The 14973-nt window shown below is 66.9% G+C and carries 15 protein-coding genes; 5 read left to right on the top strand and 10 right to left on the bottom strand.

The features are described from left to right. Positions 1 to 75: 75 nt before the first annotated feature. From ACW176_RS15525 to ACW176_RS15515, 3 genes are read left to right on the top strand one after another with little or no spacing between them, the layout of a single operon-like run. A complete protein-coding gene (locus tag ACW176_RS15525) occupies positions 76 to 1227 on the top strand; it encodes a bifunctional 2-C-methyl-D-erythritol 4-phosphate cytidylyltransferase/2-C-methyl-D-erythritol 2,4-cyclodiphosphate synthase (protein ID WP_492109775.1) in 1152 nt (383 codons plus the stop codon). A gap of 40 nt (positions 1228 to 1267) precedes the next feature. Further along, positions 1268 to 1759 carry a CinA family protein gene (locus tag ACW176_RS15520; protein ID WP_419317125.1) on the top strand — a complete coding sequence of 164 codons (492 nt, stop codon included), beginning with the start codon at positions 1268 to 1270 and terminating at the stop codon, positions 1757 to 1759. Positions 1760 to 1761: 2 nt separating this feature from the next. After that, on the top strand, positions 1762 to 2877 hold the full coding sequence (locus ACW176_RS15515; RefSeq protein WP_492109774.1) for an FUSC family protein: 1116 nt from the start codon (positions 1762 to 1764) through the stop codon (positions 2875 to 2877). Here the strand turns inward: ACW176_RS15515 and ACW176_RS15510 are convergent. Beyond that, positions 2874 to 3329 carry a type II toxin-antitoxin system RatA family toxin gene (locus tag ACW176_RS15510; protein WP_492109773.1) on the bottom strand — a complete coding sequence of 152 codons (456 nt, stop codon included), beginning with the start codon at positions 3327 to 3329 and terminating at the stop codon, positions 2874 to 2876. The genes ACW176_RS15515 and ACW176_RS15510 overlap by 4 nt on opposite strands. A gap of 2 nt (positions 3330 to 3331) precedes the next feature. Then, a complete protein-coding gene (gene lipA / locus ACW176_RS15505; protein ID WP_419255291.1) occupies positions 3332 to 4309 on the bottom strand; it encodes a lipoyl synthase in 978 nt (325 codons plus the stop codon). An 82-nt stretch (positions 4310 to 4391) separates the two neighbouring features. Here lipA and ACW176_RS15500 point away from each other — a divergent pair, with 82 nt between their 5' ends. Both ACW176_RS15500 and ACW176_RS15495 read left to right on the top strand, forming a co-directional pair. Beyond that, a complete protein-coding gene (locus ACW176_RS15500; protein ID WP_492109772.1) occupies positions 4392 to 5432 on the top strand; it encodes an alpha/beta fold hydrolase in 1041 nt (346 codons plus the stop codon). A gap of 102 nt (positions 5433 to 5534) precedes the next feature. Next, on the top strand, positions 5535 to 7088 hold the full coding sequence (locus ACW176_RS15495) for an AMP-binding protein (RefSeq protein ID WP_492109771.1): 1554 nt from the start codon (positions 5535 to 5537) through the stop codon (positions 7086 to 7088). Positions 7089 to 7098: 10 nt separating this feature from the next. On the opposite strand, the gene ACW176_RS15490 is transcribed toward ACW176_RS15495, so the two are convergent. The 8 genes from ACW176_RS15490 to ACW176_RS15455 all read right to left on the bottom strand — a co-directional run bounded on the left by ACW176_RS15490 (position 7099) and on the right by ACW176_RS15455 (position 14908). Beyond that, positions 7099 to 8601 carry a DUF6880 family protein gene (locus ACW176_RS15490; RefSeq protein ID WP_492109770.1) on the bottom strand — a complete coding sequence of 501 codons (1503 nt, stop codon included), beginning with the start codon at positions 8599 to 8601 and terminating at the stop codon, positions 7099 to 7101. 8 nt (positions 8602 to 8609) lie between these two features. Next, positions 8610 to 10010 (bottom strand): dihydrolipoyl dehydrogenase, encoded by a 1401-nt coding sequence (gene lpdA / locus ACW176_RS15485; protein ID WP_492109769.1) that lies wholly within the window; start codon positions 10008 to 10010, stop codon positions 8610 to 8612. An 82-nt stretch (positions 10011 to 10092) separates the two neighbouring features. Continuing rightward, positions 10093 to 10569 (bottom strand): glutathione peroxidase, encoded by a 477-nt coding sequence (locus ACW176_RS15480; RefSeq protein ID WP_492109768.1) that lies wholly within the window; start codon positions 10567 to 10569, stop codon positions 10093 to 10095. A gap of 26 nt (positions 10570 to 10595) precedes the next feature. Then, the gene (locus ACW176_RS15475; protein WP_492109767.1) at positions 10596 to 11894 is read right to left on the bottom strand and encodes a pyruvate dehydrogenase complex dihydrolipoamide acetyltransferase; all 1299 of its coding nucleotides are present in this window, start codon (positions 11892 to 11894) and stop codon (positions 10596 to 10598) included. A gap of 12 nt (positions 11895 to 11906) precedes the next feature. Next, positions 11907 to 12056 (bottom strand): hypothetical protein, encoded by a 150-nt coding sequence (locus tag ACW176_RS15470; RefSeq protein ID WP_492057415.1) that lies wholly within the window; start codon positions 12054 to 12056, stop codon positions 11907 to 11909. Continuing rightward, positions 12056 to 13393, bottom strand: coding sequence for a pyruvate dehydrogenase complex E1 component subunit beta (locus ACW176_RS15465; protein WP_492111948.1), 1338 nt, complete (start codon positions 13391 to 13393; stop codon positions 12056 to 12058). The genes ACW176_RS15470 and ACW176_RS15465 overlap by 1 nt, the downstream gene beginning before the upstream one ends. Positions 13394 to 13407: 14 nt before the next feature. Then, positions 13408 to 14439, bottom strand: a complete 1032-nt coding sequence (pdhA, locus tag ACW176_RS15460; RefSeq protein WP_419255282.1) for a pyruvate dehydrogenase (acetyl-transferring) E1 component subunit alpha — start codon at positions 14437 to 14439, stop codon at positions 13408 to 13410. Positions 14440 to 14611: 172 nt separating this feature from the next. Next, a complete protein-coding gene (locus ACW176_RS15455; protein ID WP_419255281.1) occupies positions 14612 to 14908 on the bottom strand; it encodes an FtsB family cell division protein in 297 nt (98 codons plus the stop codon). Positions 14909 to 14973 lie beyond the last annotated feature (65 nt).

The raw sequence follows: 14973 nt of genomic DNA, 5'->3' as shown, positions 1-14973 counted from the left end.
TTTTTAGGCATATTGTGCGGCGCAGTAAAGCCCGGATCGACTGGACAACCGCAACGGCCGGACTAAACACCGGCCATGACCTTTTCCGCCGTGATCGTCGCCGCCGGCTCCGGAACCCGGGCCGGCCCTGGCCAAGCCAAACAATGGCGATCCGTGGCCGGTAAACCCGTTTTGCGCTGGTCGGTCGAGAGCTTCATCGCCGCAGGCGCTGCCGATGTGGTCATCGTGGCTTCGGAAGACGGCGCGCTGATCCTGCCCGATGTGCTGGTGGGCCTGAAGGGCTGGCGCAGCGTTCGGGGCGGCGCGACGCGCGCGCTGTCCGTTCAGGCGGGCCTCGCAGCGCTTTCACAGCGACCGACGGAAGAGCCGGTGCTGGTGCACGACGCCGCCCGGCCCTTCATGAGCCGCAAGACCATCGACGATCTGCTCGGCGCCCTGACCGACGCGGACGGCGCCCTTCCCGCCCTCCCCGTCGCCGACACCCTGAAGCGTACCGACCCCGGCGCGCCGCTGACCACGACCTCTCGCGACAATCTGTGGCGGGCCCAGACCCCGCAGGCGTTCAGGCGAGGCGCCCTGGTCTCGGCCTATCTGGCCTGGCATGGCCAGGCCGAGCCCACCGACGACGCCCAGGTCGTGGAGGCCGCCGGCGGCCGCGTCGTCCTCACGCCGGGCGATCCGCTGCTGATGAAACTGACCTATCCGGAGGATTTCGCCATGGCTGAACGACTGGCGGGCGCGGCCCGCATCACCCGCATCGGCCAGGGCTTCGACGCGCACCGCTGGGGACCGGGTGCCTCGGTGTGGCTGTGCGGCGTCGAGATCGTCCATGACCAGACGCTGATCGGACATTCCGACGCCGACGCCGGTCTGCACGCCCTGACCGACGCCCTGCTGGGCGCCATCGGCGAAGGCGATATCGGCGATCACTTCCCGCCCACCGACCCACAATGGAAGGGCGCGGCCTCCGACAAGTTCCTGATCCACGCCGCCGAACTGGTGCGCGCCCGGGGCGGCACGATCATCAATGTCGATGTCACGCTGATCTGCGAGCGACCCAAGATCAAGCCGCACCGGGCCGCCATGCGCGAGCGCCTGGCCCAGATCCTGGAGCTGCCGCTGGACCGGGTCAGCGTCAAGGCGACCACCACCGAGCAGATGGGTTTTACCGGGCGCGGCGAAGGTCTGGCGGCCCAGGCCGTCGTGGCGGTCGAGACTCCGGCCTGAGGGGTATAGGCTGGGCAAAGCGAATCCGCTGGAGAGCCGCATGTTTCCGCTAGAGATCGAAACCCTGGCCCGCCTGCTGGTCGCCGAGGCCCGCGAGAAGTCCCTGAGACTGGTCGCCGCCGAAAGCTGCACGGGCGGTCTGGTGGCCGGAGCGATCTGTTCGATCTCCGGCGCGTCCGACGTCTTCGAGCGCGGCTTCGTCACCTACACCAATCGCGCCAAGTCCGAGATGCTGGGCGTGCCCGGCGATCTGATCGCCGACCATGGCGCGGTCTCCGAACCGGTCGCCCGGATGATGGCCGAGGGCGCCCTGGCCAACAGTCACGCTCACGTCGCCGTCTCGATCACCGGCATCGCCGGGCCGGGCGGCGGCACGCCGATGAAGCCCGTCGGCACTGTCCACTTCGCCGTGGCCCGCGCCAATCGCTCGCTCGTGCATCGCCACGAGACCTTTGACGGCCAGACGCGCGAGGCGGTGCAGTTGGCGGCCGTGCGCACGGCGCTGGAAATGCTGCGCGAGGCCGTGGCCTAGAGATGCCGGAAGCCGCGCCCTCGGACTGGCGGCGCTTTGTCGGGGCGGGACTGTCGAAAAACGCCCTGGCCGCAGCTGCGGCCCGCAAAAGCGAAATCCGGCACGCGATCCGGGTCTCGGCGGCCGTAGGCGCGGCCTATGCCGTGGCCACCCTGCTCAAGCTGCCGCAGGGCTATTGGGCGGTATTTACCGCCGTCATCGTGGTGCAGACCAGCATCGGCGCGACGATCACCGCCTCGATCGAGCGCTTCATGGGGACGGTGGTCGGCGCTGTGGTCGGGGCGGCGGCGGCCTATCTGCATCTGCGCTATCCGACGTTTGGCGGGCTGATCCTGTGCGTCGCCGTGGCCCTGCTGTCCTTCCTGGCCGCCGTGCGGCCGACCTTCAAGGTCGCCCCTGTGACCGCCGTGATCATGCTGATCGGCATGACCACCCACATGGACCCGCTGACCGCCGCGATGTACCGGGTGATCGAGATCACCGTCGGCAGCCTCGCAGGCGTTGCGGCGACCCTGCTGATCTTTCCCGCGCGGGCTCATGGGGCGATCGTCCAGAGGGTGCGCGAGATCGTCGATCTCAACGCCGGTCTGCTGTCGCACTACGCCCGGGTCCTGCGCGGCCAGCCCAGCGCTCTGGTGGCAGCCGACCAGTACGACGCCAACCGGGTGATCATGGCCAGGCTGCAGACCGACATGGCGGAGGCCGACCGCGAGACCGCTTCGCGCCTCAGCCTCAGATCAGCGCCCGAGGCCCTGCCCCGCACCCTCTGGCGGCAGCGCAACGACATCGTGATGATTGGCCGGGCGCTGGTCCAGCCGATCGCCATCCCGGGCCTGGCCGAGCCGGCGGCCGCCATGATCGATGCCGCCCGAACCTTCCTGATCCAGGCCGCAGAGCTGATCCAGATGGGGACGCGCCCCGATCGCCTCGCCTTTTCGCAAGCCCATGTCCGCTTTCAGGAGGCGGTCGAAGGGCTGCGGGCCGACGGTTCAATCCGCGACCTGCCGTTCGACGACGCAGCGCGGATCTTTGGTCTGGTGTTCGCGATCGAGAACCTGCACGCCAATCTCGGCGACTTCGCCGACCGGCTGGAAGAGCGCAACGAGGCCGCAGACTAGGACCCGGGAGCCCCGTGGATCTGTCGGGCGCGCGCCTCGAAACAGGCGATCAGCTTGTCGGCGGCGCGATCCAGATTGGCCGCCAGCAGGGCGTCGAGCATGCGCGACTTGAACGCGAAGTCGATGACAAATTCGACAGTGGTTTCAGCGCCTTTTGGCGTGAACTTCCATTGATTTGAAAGCCGCTTGAACGGGCCGTACAGTAGGCTGACATCGACCGTCAGATGCTCGGCGTCGCGACGCACGCGCGTGGCGAACTTCTCTTTCAGGAACGAGAACCCGACCTGGGCCTCAGCGTCGACGCTGCTGACCGCCCCGTCCTGGCGGGCGTTCCAGGTGCGCATGGCGGTGATCCACGGCACGAAGTCGGGATAGGCGTCCACGTCGCCGACCAGCCCGAACAGCTGCTCGGGCGCATAGGGCAGAACCCGCGTGACGACGTGACGATGCAAGCCTAGGCCGTCCGGGCGTCGAGGGCGCGGCGCGCCGCCTGCAGCTTGGCGAAGTCTTCACCCGCGTGGTGCGACGAGCGGGTCAGCGGACTGGCCGAGACCATCAGGAAGCCCTTGGCCCGGGCGATGGCCTCATAGGCCTTGAACTCTTCGGGCGTGACGAAGCGGTCGATGGCGGCGTGCTTGCGGGTGGGCTGGAGGTACTGGCCGATGGTGATGAAGTCGACGCCGGCCGAGCGCATGTCGTCCATCACCTGCATGACCTCTTCCTTGGCCTCGCCCAGACCGACCATCAGGCCCGACTTGGTGAACTGGCCCGGATCGCGCTCCTTGACCCGCTCCAGCAGGCGCAGGGAGTTGTAGTAGCGGGCGCCCGGGCGGATCTTCAGATAGAGCCGCGGCACGGTTTCGAGATTGTGATTGAAGACGTCCGGGCGGGCGTCGATGACGACGTTTTCCGCGCGATCCTTGCGCAGGAAGTCGGGGGTCAGGATCTCGATGGTCGTGCCCGGCGCGGCGGCGCGGATGGCCAGAACGACTTCGGCGAAGTGCTGGGCCCCGCCATCGGCAAGGTCGTCGCGGTCCACAGAGGTGATGACCACGTGCTTGAGGCCCATCTTGGCGACGGCCTCGGCCACGCGGCGCGGCTCATCGGCGTCCAGCGCTTTGGGCAGGCCGGTGGCGACATTGCAGAAGGCGCATGCCCGCGTGCAGATCTCGCCCATAATCATCATGGTGGCGTGCTTCTGGCTCCAGCACTCGCCGATGTTCGGACACGCCGCTTCCTCGCAGACCGTGGTCAGCTTGTGCTCACGCACGATGCTTTTGGTCTCGTTGTACTGGCCTGAGCCGGGCGCCCGGACGCGGAGCCACTCGGGCTTGCGCAGCACCGCCGTATCGGGGCGGTTCTGCTTTTCGGGGTGGCGCGCCGCCCGGTCTTCCGGGGTGCGTGCCGTCAGCGTGTCGATCACTGTGGCCATGGCGCCTAAATCGGTCTTCTTGCCCTCCGGATCAAGCACGCGATCTTGCATGAGGCGCGAAGGCGCGAAATGAGTGCATCATATGCGTCGCCTCCTCCTCGCCGTCCTGATGTTCCTGCCCCTCGCCGGCTGCGGTGATGGCGACGCCCGCGCGCCGTTCGCCGACAGTCGGACACCGCCATCCATCACGCCCAGATTCTACGCGCCGGATAACTGGGCCTGGGGCTATGTGCGGGTCGGCAACGGCCCGGCGCAGCGCTATGGCGTGTCGGCCCCCGCGATCGGTCCGCGCGCCACGGTCGTGATTCTGACCGGCTACGCCGAGCCGGCGGAAAAATGGTTCGAGACGGCGCGACATCTGAACAAGGACGGCTACACGGTCTGGGTGCTGGAGCGGCAGGGCCAGGGCGGTTCCGAGCGCCTGACGCCCCGGCGCGATGTCGGCCATGTCGACAGCTTCGAGCCCGACGCCGCCGCTGTCCGCGCCCTGGTCAATGTGGTGATCCGGCCCAAGGGCGACCGGCCGCTGGTGGTTCTTGCCCATGCCGATGGCGGCCTGGTGGCCTTGCGGGCCGTCGAGACCGGCCTGCCGGCCGACGGGGTAATCCTGTCCTCGCCGGTCTTCGCGCTGCCCCCCTCACCTGCCCAGACGACACAGGTCGCTGTCTGGGCCAGTCGTCTGAAGCTGGGCTGGATCAGGCCGCCCGGCGCGGCTGGCTGGAGCCGCGATGCGCCTGTCGGCGTCGCGGCCGGCATGACCGATGACATGACCCGGGGCGCGGTCCAGCAGGCCTGGCTGACCGCCAATCCCGACCTTCGCATGGGCTCGCCCAGCGTCGGCTGGCAGGCAGCCCTGATCGAGGCGTCCGAGCGCGCCCGCGCCGATGTCGCCGGGGTCAGGGCGCCGGTTCTGATGCTGCACGGGGGCAAGGATCGCCTGACGACCCCCGCCATCCTGGCCAGCGCCTGCGCCGCGCTCGCCGACTGCCGGGCGGCGGCGCTTCCGGCCGGCCATCACGACCTGCACATGGAATCAGACGCCGTAAGGGACGCCTGGCTCGTCGAGATCGAGCGCTTCATCAAGGCTCGCATCGCGGCCAAGGCGCCGCGCCACAAGGGCTGATCCGGCGGTTTGTGACTCTTCCTTGCAAAGCTGGACCTTCCCCGGCAGTCTCGCGACCTAACGAACGAAAGCCATGACGCTTTTCGGGGAGGTTGCGCCGGGATGCCGGTAGTTTTTAAAGCGGAAGATGGCCAGAAGGCCCTCTTCGACGCCCTTATCGATGCGCGCGACACCTATGGCGCCAAAAAGCCCATCCTTGAGGATCAAGAGCGCAACCCGCTCAGCTATACCGACCTGATCCGGGCGAGCTTTGCCCTGGGCCGCAAGATCGCGGCCATGACGAAGCCCGGCGAGAACGTCGGCGTGCTGCTGCCCTCGGGTTCGGCGGCCGTGGTGACGTTCTTTGCCCTGCACGCCTTCGGTCGCGTGCCGACCATGCTGAACTTCACGGCCGGCCTGCGAAACCTGAAGGCCGCCTGCCAGTTGGCCAAGGTCAAGCGCGTCCTGACCGCCCACAAGTTCATCGAGCTGGGCAATCTGCACGACATCGTCGATGCGCTCGAAGCCCAGGCGTCGATCACCTATCTGGAAGACGTGCGCGGCACGATCGGTCTGGCCGACAAGCTGTTCGCCGCCGCCGCGGGCGCGTTTCCGCGTCAGTTCCGGGCGCCGGCCAAGCCGTCGGACCGGGGCGTGGTGCTGTTCACCTCGGGCAGCTTCGGCGCGCCGCGCGGCGTGGTGCTGAGCCAGGCCAACATGGTCACCAACGCCGAGCAGGTCGCGGCGCATATCGCGCTGGACCCGGACTGGGTGTTCTTCAATCCGCTGCCCGTGTTCCACTGTTTTGGCCTGACGGGCGGCGTGATCCTGCCGCTGCTGAAGGGCATGAAGGCGTTCCAGTACCCCTCGCCCCTGCACACCAAGCAGATCCCGGCCCTGGTCAAGGACGTCGGCGCCTCGGTGCTGTTCGCCACCGACACCTTCCTCAACCACTATGCGCGCGCGTCGGACAGCGACGAGCTGTCTGGCCTGAGGTTTATCGTCTGTGGCGCTGAAAAGGTTCGGGAAGAGACACACAACCTCATCAACGACAAATTTGGCCCAGTCCCCGTTCTGGAAGGCTATGGCGCCACCGAGGCCTCGCCGGTCATTGCGGTGAACAAGCCCGATGACAATCGTCGCGGCACGGTCGGCGGCCTGCTGCCCGGTCAGGAATTCCGAGTCGAGCCCGTCGAAGGCATTTCAGGCGGCGGCCGACTGCTGGTCCGCGGCCCCAATGTCATGCTGGGCTATCTGCGCGAGGACGGCGGCATCGATGCGCCGGATGGCGGCTGGCACGACACCGGCGATGTGGTCTCGATGTCCGACGACAACTGGATCACCATCAAGGGTCGGGTGAAGCGCTTCGCCAAGATCGCCGGCGAGATGGTCTCCCTGACGGCGGCTGAAGACCTGGCCTCGGCGGTCTGGCCGGACGGCCGACACGCGGTGATCTCGATGCCCGACAAGAAAAAGGGCGAGAGGCTGGTTCTGGTCACGGACCGCCACGACGCTGCGGTCTCTGACCTGGTGGCCCACGCCCAGACCATCGGCGCGCCGGAGCTGGCGGTGCCGCGCAAGATCCTGAAGGTGCCCGAAGTGCCCGTGCTGGGCAGCGGCAAGACCGACTATGTCGCCATCCAGCGCATGGCCGATCAGGACGCCAGGGCCGCCTAGACAGATCTGCCTAGAATACGCCACCCAGGGCTTCCAGTTCAGCGCGGAAGCCCTGCTTGCGGCCATGCATGGCCCGCAGGTCGGCCATGAAGGTCTCGTGGTCCGGGAACTCGCCGAAATCGGCGATGATCGGCGCCAGGCTTTCCATCTCCAGCCATTGCTGGGCCGCAGCCCTGTAGCGGCCCGCGACGCCATATGTCAGCACATTGCGGATCATGGCCCGCAGCAAGAGGGTCGCGGCCAGCGGATAGGCGCCTTCAAGACGGCGCGCGGCGGCGGTCAGCAGGTCTTCGTCCGCGCCGTTGATCGCGCCGTGACGGTTGATGATCAGTCGCGCCGCTGCAGCCAGATCCGGCCATTCGATCAGAAAGGCCAGGGCGGCCTCGAAGCGCGGAAACTCGGCGGCGATTGTCTTGGCGTCATCCTCGGCGACCACGTCGTCAAAGTCTGGCAGGCCCTTCAGGAACGCCCTGAGCCTCGGGATCGACAGGGTGGCCTCGAAGGCCGCCCAGCGCCGGCCCTGAGCCTCGTCCTGGCGGCCATTGGCCTGTAACGCCTCGAGATAGACATCCTCCCAGGCGGCGCGCTCGACCGGATCGTCGGGCTCGGCGCGCACCGACAGCAGGCCGCGCGGCTTGACCGTCGCTGCGGCGGCCTCCAGAGCGGCCAGGGCCTCCCCCGCCTTGCCGACGGCCAGAAGGCGACGCCCGATCTCGGCGGCGATGGCGGGAAACCGCCGCTGGGTCTCGCTGAAGGTCGCGACAAAGGCCCCCACGTCACCATTGATGTCGGCAAGACTGCGCAGGGCGTCGCGGACCACCGACGCCTTGGCGTCATAGGCGCCGGCCGAGCGCGCGGGGCGCTGGGTCAGGGCGGCCTGCAGGCGCTCGCCCAGCCGCGCCTGACCGGCCACGCCCAGAGACGGGGCCGCGACAGCCACCAGCGGGCCAAACACGAAATAGTCGTCGCACAGGATCAGCCGCGCCACCCGGTCGGCCAGATCGACGGGCGCGACCTTGGCGCTCAGGGCGATGTCGCCGACCGCGTCCCGCGCTTCGACAAAGACCTCGCCGATGGGCCCCTCGGGTTGACTGATGCGGTCAAAGACCGAACCGGCCAGGTCCAGGAAATCCATCAGCAGCGTCAGGGCGGCCTTGGGATCGCTTTCCGCCAGACGCTGGATCATCCGAAAGTGCAGATCCAGATCGCGCGCGAAGGCGGCGCGCTTGCGCCAGTGGATGCGCGAGGTGGCCTTGGCGATGGCCGCCAGGCGTTTGGAAATCTCCAGCGCCAGACCTTCGGGACTGGCCTCGGCGAACAGCTCCAGCCGCAGGGCGCGCTTGACGTAGCCGTCGACCGACAGATCCATCAGGATCGTCGCCAGCCGCTCCGCGCCCAGATCGGCGAGGTTGGCCTCCGAAAGGGTGGTCTTCGACCCTTTCCTGGTCTTGGCCGCGGCCTTGATCCCAGCCGGGGCCGGCTTGTCGGTCGTCTTGGCCGTCGCGCGCGCCATTCAGGTCCCTAGATGTGCAGCACCCGTCCATACGCATCGAGCGTGGCTTCGTGCATGGCTTCCGACATGGTCGGGTGAGCGTAGACGATTCCGTGCAGGTCTTCCTCGGTCGCTTCCAGCGTGATGGCGGTCACAAAGCCCTGGATCATCTCGGTGACTTCGTGGCCGATCATGTGAGCGCCGATCAGGGCGCCGGTCTTGCCGTCGAACACCACCTTGACGAAGCCCTCGGTCTCGCCGGCGGCCACGGCCTTGCCGTTGACCTTGAACGGGAAGCGACCGGCCTTGACGTCGATGCCGGCGGCCTTGGCGGCGGCTTCGGTGTAGCCCACCGAGGCGACCTGCGGGTTGGCATAGGTGCAGCCCGGGATCGGCGAATGGACGGCCGGGGTCTTGTAGCCGGCGATGAACTCGGCGGCGTGGATGCCTTCGTGGCTGGCCTTGTGCGCCAGCCAGGGCGCGCCGGCGACGTCACCGATGGCGAAGAGACCCGGAACGTTCGTCTCGCCGTGCTTGCCGGTGACGACATGGCCGCGATCGGTGGTCAGGCCGACCGCTTCGGTCCCTTCGGTATTGGGCACGATGCCGATGGCGACGATGCACTTCTCGGCGGTCAGTTGCTCGGCCTTGCCGCCGACCTCGACCGACACCGAGACGCCCGTGGCGGTCTTGTCGATCTTGGTGACCTTGGCGCCGATGCGGAACTTGATGCCGCGCTTCTCGAACGCCTTCTGGGCGGCCTTGGACACCTCGGCGTCCTCGACCGGCATGATGCGGTCGACGGCCTCGACGACGGTAACCTCAGCGCCCAGGGCGCGATAGAAGCTGGCGAACTCGATGCCGATGGCGCCCGAGCCGATCACGACCAGCGACTTGGGCATGGTCTTCGGCGCCAGGGCGTCACGATAGGTCCAGACCTTGTCGCCGTCCGACACCGCGCCGATGGCGGGGATGTTACGGGCCCGCGCGCCGCTGGCCAGGATCACGTTCTTCGCCTGGATCGTGCGGCTGCCGCCGGCCTTCAGGGCCACGACGACCTTGGGAGCCGGCGCACCCTTTTCGAGCCTGGCCTCGCCCTCGATGACCTCGATCTTGTGCTTCTTCATCAGGAAGGCGATGCCGCCCGACATGGTCTTGGCCACGCCGCGCGAGCGCTCGATGATCTTGCTGAAGTCGAACGACGGCTTCTCGACCGACAGGCCGTAGCTGTCCAGATGCGACAGCTGCTCGAAGATCTCGCCGGACTTCAGCAGGGCCTTGGTGGGAATGCAGCCCCAGTTCAGGCAGATGCCGCCCAGGTTTTCGCGCTCGACGATCGCCGTCTTCAGGCCCAGCTGGCTGGCGCGGATCGCGGCCACATAGCCGCCAGGACCGGCGCCGATGACGACGACATCGAATTCCGTGGACATGGTGTTCTTACCCTAGCTTGAACGTCGCCCGAGGGGAGCCGGGCGGCCTCGATCGATCGGCCTGCAAGCCGATCCGGGAGAATTAGAGCAGCGCCTCGACCGCGACCTTGAGGTCTTCGGGCTTGGTGGTGGGAGCGAACCGCTCGACGACTTCGCCGTCGCGGCCGATCAGGAACTTGGTGAAGTTCCACTTGATGCCCTCGGTGCCCAGCACGCCCTTCTGTTCCTTCTTCAGGAACGCATAGAGCGGATGGGCCGAAGGGCCGTTGACGTCGATCTTGGCCAGCATCGGGAAGGTCACGTCATAGGTCAGCGAGCAGAAGCTGGCGATCTCTTCGGCGTTCCCGGGCTCCTGGGACCCGAACTGGTTGCAGGGAAAGCCCAGGATGGTCAGGCCGCGATCCTTGTAGTCGCGGTAAAGCGCCTCAAGGCCTTCATACTGCGGGGTGAAGCCGCACTTGCTGGCCGTGTTGACGATCAGCAGAACCTGCCCGCGATAGTCGGCCAGGCTCACGTCCTGGCCGTCCAGCGTCTTGGCCGAGTAGTCATAGACCGACATGGCGCTCTCCCTGCCCTTTCCGATGATCAGACGATCAGGGTCAGCGGCTCTTCAATCAGCGGCTTGAAGGCCGCCAGGAACTTGGCGCCGATCGCGCCGTCGACGACGCGGTGATCGCAGGTCAGGGTCACGGTCATCACGGTGGCCACAGCCAACTGGCCGTTCTTGACCACAGCGCGCTGCTCGCCGGCGCCCACGCTCATGATCGCGCCCTGCGGCTCGTTGATGATCGAGGCGAAGGCCTTGATGCCGAACATGCCCAGGTTGGAGACCGAGAAGGTGCCGCCCTGGAATTCCTCGGGCTTCAGCTTCTTGGCCTTGGCGCGGGCCGCCAGGTCCTTCACCTCGGCCGAGATCTGGGCCAGGCCCTTGGTCTCGGCGGCGCGGACGATCGGGGTGATCAGGCCGCCGTCAATGGCCACGGCCACGGCGATATCGGCGTGCTTGTGCATGGCGATGCCTTCGGGCGTGTACGAGGCGTTGGCCTCCGGCACGCGCTTGAGGGCCACGGCCACGGCCTTGATGATGATGTCATTGACCGACACCTTCACGCCCTGATCCGCCAGCAGGCTGTTGATCTTGCCGCGCGCCGCCAGCAAGCCGTCGATCTCGAGATCGATGGTGAGCGGGAAGTGCGGCACGTCGCGGAAGCTGTCGGTCAGGCGGCGCGCGATGGTCTTGCGCATGCCGTCCAGCGGAACCAGGTCGTAGGAGCCGGCGGGGATGCCCATCTGCTCCAGCGACAGCACCTGGCGCGGCGCAGCGGCGGCGGCGGCGGGAGCCGAAGCGGCCGGGGCGGATCTGGCCGGCGCGGCGCCGCCCTTGCCGGCGGCCTCGACATCGGCCTTGACCACCCGGCCATGCGGGCCACTGCCCTTGACGGTCTTCAGATCCAGACCCGCGGCGGCGGCCAGGCGTCGGGCCAGCGGCGAAGCCAGCACGCGTGCGCCATCCGCGACCGGCGCGGCCGATTGTGCGGTTTGTGCGGTTTGTGCAGTTTGTGCGGTCGCAACCGGCGCATTATCAGGTTTGGCGCTGTCTGGTTTATCGGGCGCTTTTGCGGGCGGCGGAGCGGCGCTTTCGCCCTCCCCGGTCAGCTTGGCGATCAGGGCGTTGACCTTGACGTTTTCGGTCCCGGCGTCGACCAGGATGGCCTCGACCACGCCTTCGTCGACGGCCTCGACTTCCATCGTCGCCTTGTCGGTTTCGATCTCGGCGATCACGTCGCCGGCCTTGACGGTGTCACCCACCTTCACGTGCCACTTGGCGAGGGTTCCCTCCTCCATGGTGGGCGACAGGGCGGGCATCAGGATGTCGATCGACATTGAGCTTCTTCCTCAAGCGTTCGGGACGTTGTCGGCCGGGCCGTCGTCCGCGCGATCTCGCGCCGGGGCGAGGTGTTGTTCTTGGCCGGAATCGAAACGGCTCACATCCAACAGGTATGCAGCGATCGCCGCCATCCCGCCAGACGTGAGCCGGGTCTTCATCAGCGGTAGCAGACCTTCTTGGCTGCCGAGACGATCTTCTCGACCGAAGGCAGCGAGAGGGCTTCCAGATTGGCCGCATAGGGCAGCGGCACGTCTTCCTGGTGCACGCGCAGGGGCGGCGCATCCAGGTAGTCGAAGCCGTGCTCGGTGATGCGGGCGACGATCTCGGCGCCGACGCCCATCGGGCCCCAGCCTTCCTCGGCCGTGACCAGACGGTTGGTCTTTTTCACGCTCTGCAGGATCGTCTCGTGATCCATCGGACGGATGGTCCGCAGATCGACGACCTCGGCCGAGATGCCTTCCTTGGCCAGTTCTTCAGCGGCCTTCAGGCAGAAGCCGACCATGCGGCTGTAGGCCACCAGGGTGACGTCCGTGCCTTCGCGGCGGACCTTGGCCTTGCCGATCGGCACGACGTGGTCCTCGACATCGGGGATGTCGAATTCGATGCCGTACATCATCTCGTGTTCGAGGAAGACGATCGGGTTCGGGTCGCGGATAGCAGCCTTCAAAAGGCCCTTGGCGTCAGCCGCGTCATAGGGCGCGATGACCTTCAGACCGGGAACGTTGCCGTACCAGGCCGCGTAGTCCTGGCTGTGCTGGGCGCCGACGCGGCTGGCTGCGCCGTTGGGGCCGCGGAACACGATCGACGACTTGATCTGGCCGCCCGACATGTAGAGCGTCTTGGCGGCCGAGTTGATGATGTGGTCGATCGCCTGCATGGCGAAGTTCCAGGTCATGAACTCCACGATCGGCTTAAGGCCGGCCATCGCCGCACCGACGCCCATGCCGGCAAAGCCGTGCTCGGTGATCGGGGTGTCGATGACGCGCTTGGCGCCGAACTCCTGCAGCAGGTCGCGGCTGACCTTGTAGGCGCCCTGGTACTGGGCGACTTCCTCACCCATCAGGAACACGCGGTCGTCGCGGCGCATCTCTTCGGCCATGGCGTCGCGCAGGGCGTCGCGCACGGTGATCTTCTTCATCGGCGTGCCGGCCGGGATCTCCGGATCGGCAAAGGTCGAGGCGCCGGCGTTGGCGACAGGAGTCGCCGCGACAGGCGCGGCGGCGGCCGGAGCAGCCTGGGCGGCGGGAGCCGGAGCCGCCGAGGTCGCCTCGCCTTCGCCTTTCAGGCGAGCGATCAGCGTGTTGACCTTGACGTTTTCAGTGCCGCCGGGAACCAGAATAGCCTCAACGACGCCCTCATCGACGGCTTCGACTTCCATCGTCGCCTTGTCGGTTTCGATCTCGGCGATCACGTCGCCGGCCTTGACGGTGTCGCCTTCCTTGACCAGCCATTTGGCCAGCGTGCCCTCTTCCATCGTGGGTGAGAGGGCGGGCATCAGGATGTCCACGCTCACTGGGCGGCCTCCAGGTATACGTCGGTGTACAGCTCGGACGGATCCGGCTCAGGGCTGGTGCGGGCAAACTCCGCGGCTTCGGCGACGATGCGCTTCACCTCGGCGTCGATGCCCTTCAGATCGTCCTCGGTGACGCCGACCTTGGCCAGGCGCTCCTTGATGTGATCGATCGGATCGCGCGTGTGCTTGACCTCGTCGACCTCTTCCTTGGTGCGGTACTTGGCCGGATCCGACATCGAGTGGCCACGATAGCGGTAGGTCTTCATCTCAAGAATGTACGGGCCCTGGCCGCTTCGCGCATGCTCGGTGGCGCGCGCGCCGGCCTCGCGCACGGCGACGATGTCCATGCCGTCGACTTCCTCGCCCGGAATCCGGAACGAGACGCCACGCTTGTGGAAGGCGGTTTCCGACGCCGAACGTTCGACGCTGGTGCCCATGGCGTACTGGTTGTTCTCGATCACGTACACGACCGGCAGCTTCCACAGCTGGGCCATGTTGAAGCTCTCATAGACCTGGCCCTGGTTGGCCGCGCCGTCGCCGAAATAGGCGTAAGAGACGTTGCCATTGCCCTTGTAGTGATTGGCCAGCGCCAGACCCGTGCCCAGCGCGACCTGGGCGCCGACGATGCCGTGGCCGCCGTAGAAGCCGGTCTCGATGTCGAACATGTGCATCGAGCCGCCCTTGCCGCGCGACGAACCGCCTGCGCGACCGGTCAGCTCGGCCATGACTTCCCTGGGATCCATGCCGGCGGCCAGCATGTGGCCGTGGTCACGGTAGCCCGTAATGATCTGGTCGCCCTTCTGCTGGATCGACTGCATGCCGACCGCGATGGCTTCCTGACCGATGTAGAGATGGCAGAACCCGCCGATCAGGCCCATGCCGTACAGCTGGCCCGCGCGCTCCTCGAAGCGGCGGATAAGCAGCATGTCCTGATAGAACTTCAGAAGCTCGTCCTTGCCGACGAAAGCGTTGACACCGGTGTCACCCGCTTTACCCTCGGAAGCTTCACCCTTGCGCGTTCGCGCCATTCAACTCTCCTTGGCCAACCTTCATCGCGGCCTTCATCCCAGAGCACGTCCCGCCGAAGTCGTCGTCGGTTCCGCGAAGGAAGTGTTCCACATGTCACGCCCAGATCGCTCCCGGATCGGATGAGCCGGAGAACCATCGCCAGTCCGCGCCGTCGGCCGTGTTCCGAAAGCGCTAGCGCTTGGTACGGATCACGTAGTCCCTCGGGTCGGCATATCCCAGGAGAGAACGTGCGCGTTCTTCCAGAAGATCGGCCGACAGACTGCCGCTGCGTAATAGACGAGCCCGAGCCTCCAGGTCCATCCTTTCAGCGTGGATCTTCTTGAGCTCCTTCGTCTTGGCCGCAAGATCTGCATTGCGCTGAGACGTCGACAATAGCCCGCGCTCGCCGGTCAGGGCGTGAAACACGAAGTAGAAGATCAGGAAAAGGATCGCCGCGGTCGGCAGGATCGGTTGCAGTCGGGCGAACATTTGAGAATCCCGGGAGGGGATTCTCAGGGTCTCAGATCGTGCTTAACGCCTTCTGAATAAGGGCT

This window comes from Caulobacter sp. FV1ye13L (assembly GCF_058681155.1).
This window is presented reverse-complemented; position numbering and strand designations above follow the sequence as displayed.